Here is a 2652-nt window from a genome sequence, read left to right on the forward strand (position 1 = left end):
ATTTACTAGCGTCGTTTCCTTGTCCTTCGTGACAATCAAGACAGGTGAAGCTTAGTTTTTCGTGATGAGGCTTTAAAGGGTGTTTGGCTCGCAGCTCGTCGGTGACGTTAAGATCTACTAAAGACGTTATCTTTGCACTTGGTGCACCTGCGCTAAATGCAAAAGAGCATAATAGCATAGATGCGCACAAGGCGAGAAACGCTTTGTGTTTCATGCGAATTCCTTTCTACTAGCGTGCTTTTAGAAACAAGTTATCTTTAAATTCTTTCTTTGGTGGCGGAGAAGGGGCTTTACTTCGCCTGCGGCTCGTAACTGCGAGCAGACCTACCTACAAAGCGTCACCTTCCTTTGCGTCGTGCTACGCACTCGCAACTGCCAGAAGCAGACCCGCCCCCGCCTGCTTGCAGCTGCTAGCGCATCAACGCAGAAACCCTCACCATCCCCACTGCACGTTAGCGGGGTGCGGTAGCGCTGTCGCGCCGCATGTTTTGTTTAGGTGAAGGCAAATTTACAAATTTTATTAAATTTACCATCAAATTTAACGAAGTATCGTAGACCAAATCTGACCTGCAATACGAAATAAGATTTGCAAGTATTTTGAGATGGATTTGAATGTTGTGCAGAAATTTTAAGTCAAGGCTAGACAAGTAGTCTGCCGCAGACTTAAAATTTCAAACTCATTCAAAGATACTCAAAAGACGCCGCAAATTTAGGCCAGATTTTCTCCGGCAATCATCCCAAACACTATACAATCGGTGATCGCAACCGTACCGAGTCTGCTCGCGCCATGCGTACCGCCTGTGATCTCGCCTGCGGCATAAAGGCCAGGGATCGGCTTATTCGTCTTGCTTGAGATAACCTCGGCTTTGGCGTTGATCTTTAGGCCGCCCATGGTGTGGTGAGGCTTCGGCGATAGGCGGATGACGTAGAACGGTCCTGCCTCGTTGATCTCGCTTAGCGCGCTTTCTTGTTTGCCGAATTCGTCTTTTTTAGCCTTGACGCCTTCGTTATATTTCTTGACGGTTTCTTTTAGCGCGTCGGCAGGTACGCCGTATTTTTTTGCGATGTCATCGAGCGTAGCACACTCGCCAACTATCTTGCCGCTACCCATGCCTTTTTGGATGATCTCTTCGCTTAGGTCTTTAAACGCCGTTTTGGTATCGGCAAACGTTATCGGATAGGCTTTGGGATCCTCGCGTAAAATTTTAAACTCGGCGTCCGCGCGGGTTTTGCGGTCGGCCAGCTCGTTCATAAAGCGCTTGCCGGTGCGGATATCGACTGCGATGCCGTATTTAAAGGTGCCTTGCTGAGTTAGGATCGGAGCCGTACCAAAGCCCTTTTCGTCCGGGCTCGCCCACGGACCAAACTGGATCCAGTCTACTTGCACCGGATACGCGCCGATCTCAAAGGCTTTTAGCAGCGCGCCAGCAGTCGCTCCTGGGTGGTTTGTACTATCGACGTCGTCGGGAATGCGCGGGTCTTGGAGCTTTCTAAACGCCTTATCGCGGCAAAATCCGCCGGCTGCTAAAACGACACCTTTGTTTGCTTTTAGCGTTTTTTTCGTGCCGCTAGTGTTTTCTAAGTCGTCGCTGTAAAGCTTATCGTCGAATCTATACTCTTCTCTGATCGTTACGCCCACGACGCGGCCGCTATCATCCAGCACGAAGTCATCAAATTTGGCGCGGCGGCGAAGCTCGCAGCCTTTGTCTTTTAGCGCTTCGAATTTTTCAAGCATCGGCTGGATGTAGCCTGAGCCCGAGTCGTTTGTCGTTAGCAGCGAGCGAGCTACGGTGTGACCGCCGAAGTGCGCGCAGTGCTCTTTAAACTGAACGCCGTTTTCAACGAGGAAGTTATACGCGTCCATACCGCGATCGACTAAAGTCTCCAAAAGCTCGGTGTGGTTGATGCCAAGGCCGGCTTTTAGACAGTCAGCGATAAATAGCTCTTTGCTGTCTTTGATGTTGGTTTTTGCTTGCACCGGGTTGTTTGCGACCGCCATGCCGCCGCCGTTGATTACGGAGTTGCCGCCGATGCGACCCATTTTTTCCAGGATTAGTACCTTGCTGTCTTTTTGCGCCGCTTTTAAGCCCGCCGCAAGCCCCGCAAAGCCCGAGCCGATGATGATCATGTCCCACTCTTCGTCAAATTTGACGTCTTTTGCGTTTAACGCGCTTGCTTGCGCATTTACCGCACCAAGTGCTAGCGCACCCGCGCTCGCCATACCTAGCTTTAACAAGTCGCGTCTTGACATTTGCTCTTGCATACATTCTCCTTTGGATGAAATATCATAATGGCATTATAATTATAATATCGTGAGTTTGCTGTGAGTTTTATTAAAAATTTGCTCTGTCATAAATATCCCTAAATTTAGGGGATTTAATGTAAATTTGACCGAGAAGATATGAATTTATGAGATTTTATTTTTAATATTTATCAAGACTTTTCTACTAAAATATAATCTTTATGTATTTTTATTTTGAGACTGCCCTGCATGGTCAAATTTGACGAAATGTGACCGCGCTCAAATTTTGCTTTTTACGAAAAATCGCAAAATTTAAGCTAATTTCAATATTATTTTGGGTAAATTTCCATTTTTCGGTCCCGTAGCTCAGTTGGTAGAGCACTACCTTGACATGGTAGTGGTCGATGGTT

The 2652-nt window shown here is 47.5% G+C and carries 1 protein-coding gene and 1 pseudogene; both read right to left on the bottom strand.

What is annotated here, in order from left to right; translation table 11 throughout:
• Positions 1-214, bottom strand: a pseudogene (locus tag Q0546_RS00570) (cytochrome C); the annotation flags it as partial.
• Between the two features lie 495 nt (positions 215-709).
• The gene (locus Q0546_RS00575) at positions 710-2263 is read right to left on the bottom strand and encodes a flavocytochrome c (RefSeq protein WP_298789569.1); all 1554 of its coding nucleotides are present in this window, start codon (positions 2261-2263) and stop codon (positions 710-712) included.
• Positions 2264-2652 lie beyond the last annotated feature (389 nt).

It is taken from the genome of uncultured Campylobacter sp., from assembly GCF_937997465.1.
GTDB lineage: Bacteria > Campylobacterota > Campylobacteria > Campylobacterales > Campylobacteraceae > Campylobacter_A.

Coding starts and splice junctions, on each gene's coding strand:
- Q0546_RS00575 (WP_298789569.1), bottom strand. CDS start 2,263: ATGCAAGAGCAAATGTCAAGACGCGACTTGTTAAAGCTAGGTATGGCG.